The sequence below is a fragment of the Candidatus Thioglobus sp. genome, from assembly GCF_028599055.1.
In the GTDB taxonomy this organism is placed as follows: Bacteria; Pseudomonadota; Gammaproteobacteria; order PS1; family Pseudothioglobaceae; genus Thioglobus_A.
In genome coordinates this window covers 1-3,732 of the sequence record NZ_JAQRMS010000049.1, presented here as the reverse complement: position 1 = coordinate 3,732, position 3,732 = coordinate 1, and the positions used below count along the sequence as shown (strand labels likewise).

Sequence of the window (3,732 nt, the reverse complement as noted above, 5' to 3'; positions counted from 1 at the left end):
CTATTTTACAATCTTTTCATATTTATTGTATAAACGCAAAACCAATTGTCTGCGCTTTGCCAATCTTTGCGGATGTCTAACTGGATGATAATAACTCGGGCCCTTGACCAAAGCCACCAAAGTTGCCACCTCTTCCAAAGATAAGTGTTTAACACTTTTATTAAAATAAAATTGCGCAGCCTGATCAAAACCTTTAACACTTAAATTACCCTTTTGCCCCAAGTAAACATGGTTCAAATAATAATTAAGAATAAATTCTTTATCAAAAGCAGCCTCTAATAGTAGCGCCATTACAATTTCTTTAAGCTTACGATCAAGTGTACGCTCACGCGTTAACAGCTCATTTTTAATCAATTGCTGAGTTAGTGTACTGGCACCACGCAACGGCTTATCATAAAACACATAATCACGAACAACTCGCGCAATCTCTTTAAAATCCACCCCAAAATGATTAAAAAATGATTGATCTTCGGTTAACAACAGCATATTGATTACCACTTTTGACTGTTGCTCAAAGCTTAAAAAATTAGGATTTTGTGGCTTTGAAAATTCCTTCTTAACTTGATTATCAAGCTCGTTCACATATAGAATAAAAGCTACAAAACAAAGCGCTGTGGCATATTTAAGCCCTTTTAAAAAAAAATTACTCATAGCTTGCTAACTTGAGCTAAACTTTCAAAGCGCCCACCATTGCCAATAATAATATGATCCAACACACGCACTTCAATCAGCGCTAATGCCTTTTTGATTCGCTTGGTAATGTCAATGTCTGCCTGTGAAGGGCTAGGATCGCCCGAGGGGTGGTTATGTGCTAAAACCACCGCACAAGCATCTTTTTCAAGTGCTATTTTCACCACTTCTCGCGGATGTATACTGGCTTGATTAAGTGTTCCCGTAAATAAAATATCAAACTCAATTAATCGATGCTTTTGATCCAGTAACAGAACTGCAAATTGTTCACGGCTTGAATAACCAATATGCAAATGCAAATACTGGGCAATTTGTTCAGGCTTGGTAAACGCATCACCCTTAGAGAGTCCTGATTCAAAATGGCGCTTTGCCATTTCTAGAGCTGCACGCAAATGTGCATATTTAGCCTTACCTAAACCCTTGCCTTGGCAAAATTCTTTTTCACTAGCACTGAGTAAATTATGTAACGAACCAAACTGATCAAGCAAATCCTGCGCTAGTTCTACCGCACTTTTGCCTTTCACGCCCGTGCGCAAAAATATCGCCAACAACTCAGCATCACTGAGACTGATCTCGCCAAATTTCAGTAATTTTTCTCGTGGTCGGTCGTTTTCGTGCCAGTCAGTTATTGCCATTTTTTTATTTGGAGATCCTATTTTCTAAATCATTAGGTGCAACAAAAAAGTAGCGCCTACCCTGTTTAGTTTTTACCAACAACTTTAAATTATCTGCCATCTCCAATAGATCCTTACGCGCAATATCGTATGATATCCCATGAGATATTTGATGTTCATCAACTACATAACTAAACCTTGGGTGTTTTAAAGCATGTCGCAATAACGCCAACTGTCGGTAGTTTAACTTACCTTTTAATTTTGGATTGTTAACAAGTTTTTGCTCAGCTTCGCTAATGCCTTGTATCTTTATATCTAGATAATGATGCAAGGCATCTATTGCTTGACGAATTACATCGAGCTGATGCAATATGAAATAAGTTAGATCATTGTCATCAGTTTCAGTATGTAAAAATGCCTTGCCATATTGTGTTGAAGACTTTTTAATTACTCTTGAAATTGAAACAAATTCAACCAGCCAATAACCATGTCTTGCAGAAAGCCAATAAAATAAAGCTCTCGCAACCCTTCCATTTCCATCGCAAAATGGATGATCATATGCCAGCATAAAGTGAAGAATTATCGCCCTAAGCATTGGGTGAATAAAATGCTTATCATTCATACTATCTGAATTGGCAAAATCACACATTTTTTGCAAACGCTCATCTAACTCACTTGCCAATGGGGGAGTGTGCAACTTATCTTGTGTGGCATTATCAACAACATGAATGTCATCATTTTCTGTTCTAAATCTACCAACTTCATTATCATTAAGTGCACCTTTCGTAAGAATTTTGTGCAATTCAAAAACAATAGATGGCGTTAATTTTTCATCCTTAATCTCACGAATAAATTGCATAGCATGATAATTATTAAAAATCATCTGCTCACTTTTATCTTTTGGTGCTCTTTGTTGACGAATCATCTCTTTTGCAACATCACGGGTTGTTGATGCTCCTTCAAGTTGACTAGAATTAATTGCCTCCTCAATTAAAGATCTAATCAGATAAGTATCGCGCATTTTGGCATTAGTAATAGCTTCGCTGGATTGGATAGCGCCACAGGCATGCCTATCTAACCAATGTAGTTGTTTGTGCACCGCATCAATTAATGAATAATTAAATTTACTCTGGTGTTTATCCACCAATGACACACCATTTGATAAACTATTCCTAGCACTTTTAATTGCAAACCACCACTGCTCATGAGTCAGCTCATCGGGTGGCGTTAAATGGCGTAACTTATCCCAATGAACATACCGACCTTTATCATCAAAAACTGAAGAACGGCTAACTAAATTTATCAACTCACCGCTTTTGGCAATGCGATGCATAATGTCAATAAAATTTGGTGGTGATACTGGTATTTTCATTTGTATTTTCTATTAAAAAACAATGTATTACATATATAGTTGCTTTAATTATACTTTCTTTTTTAAAACAAGTATTAAATAATTTAGGAAATTATTGAAATGCGTATTTTTCAGAGCAGACCATGCATGCTCAGGTGGTTTTTTGGGTGATTTATCTAATTCAGCAAGCCTTGCTTGCTGAAAAATGGCTAAAAATAAGGGTTTTTAGGCTTTTGAGGAAGGCAAGGCTTTCCCCACTTGGGTTTTTAAAATAATCCCAATTTATATTTCAATTGATAAAAAGTAATACTATAATAGTATTACTTATAAAAATAAGGAAAATATTATGCGAATTACTGAAAAAGGACAGGTTACCATTCCCAGAGATATTAGAGAATTTCTTGGCGTCATGCCAAAAAGTGAAGTGGAATTCAAACAAGATCATGGCAAAGTTTATATTGTTAAAGCTGATAAACCTATTAGATCAAACAACAAGTTCAAAAAACTTAGAGGTATTGCCACAGCCAACATGTCAACTGATGAGATTATGACACTAACAAGGGAGACATAATGAACGGCGTATTGGTTGATTCATGTGTGCTACTTGATTTATTCACCAATAATCCAAAATTTGTAGATTGGTCAGAATCCACACTACAGCAATATAGTCAAACCAATACGCTATACATTAACTCAGTTATCTATACTGAAATATCCATCGGATTTGAAAAGATTGAAGAAGTAGAAAAAGCTGTATTCAGCCTCAATCTTAAAGTTTTAGAAGTGCCTCGTGAAGCGTTATTTCTCGCTGGAAAGGCATTCCTAAAATACAGGAAAAACACAGGCACTAAAAATTCTACACTGCCAGATTTTTTCATTGGCGCCCATGCAAGTGTCTCAGGATTTGGACTCATCACCAGAGATAAATCTAAATATAACACGTACTTTCCAAAAATAGAACTCATACATCCTGAAAACACAAAATAAGTACCGTTAAAAATTTCGAAAATAATCGAAATGAATAAATTTAGCTGCCAATAACTACTTAAAAAGATGCAAGCAAGGCTTGCACCTCTA

General features: G+C 35.9%; 5 protein-coding genes. 2 read left to right on the top strand and 3 right to left on the bottom strand.

The window, feature by feature from the left end; all coding sequences use genetic code 11:
• The 3 genes from PSN35_RS04525 to PSN35_RS04515 are packed head-to-tail and all read right to left on the bottom strand — an operon-like array spanning position 1 to position 2,676.
• A complete protein-coding gene (locus PSN35_RS04525) occupies positions 1–651 on the bottom strand; it encodes a biosynthetic peptidoglycan transglycosylase (RefSeq protein ID WP_300030071.1) in 651 nt (216 codons plus the stop codon).
• A complete protein-coding gene (gene radC, locus PSN35_RS04520; protein ID WP_300030068.1) occupies positions 648–1,325 on the bottom strand; it encodes a DNA repair protein RadC in 678 nt (225 codons plus the stop codon). The genes PSN35_RS04525 and radC overlap by 4 nt, the downstream gene beginning before the upstream one ends.
• A gap of 4 nt (positions 1,326–1,329) precedes the next feature.
• Positions 1,330–2,676, bottom strand: coding sequence for a Fic family protein (locus tag PSN35_RS04515; protein ID WP_300030065.1), 1,347 nt, complete (start codon positions 2,674–2,676; stop codon positions 1,330–1,332).
• Positions 2,677–3,001: 325 nt separating this feature from the next.
• Here PSN35_RS04515 and PSN35_RS04510 point away from each other — a divergent pair, with 325 nt between their 5' ends.
• Positions 3,002–3,226: an AbrB/MazE/SpoVT family DNA-binding domain-containing protein gene (locus tag PSN35_RS04510; protein ID WP_300030063.1), complete on the top strand. Its 225-nt coding sequence runs from the start codon at positions 3,002–3,004 to the stop codon at positions 3,224–3,226.
• Positions 3,226–3,642 carry a type II toxin-antitoxin system VapC family toxin gene (locus tag PSN35_RS04505; protein ID WP_300030060.1) on the top strand — a complete coding sequence of 139 codons (417 nt, stop codon included), beginning with the start codon at positions 3,226–3,228 and terminating at the stop codon, positions 3,640–3,642. The genes PSN35_RS04510 and PSN35_RS04505 overlap by 1 nt, the downstream gene beginning before the upstream one ends.
• The last annotated feature ends 90 nt before the right edge of the window (positions 3,643–3,732 follow it).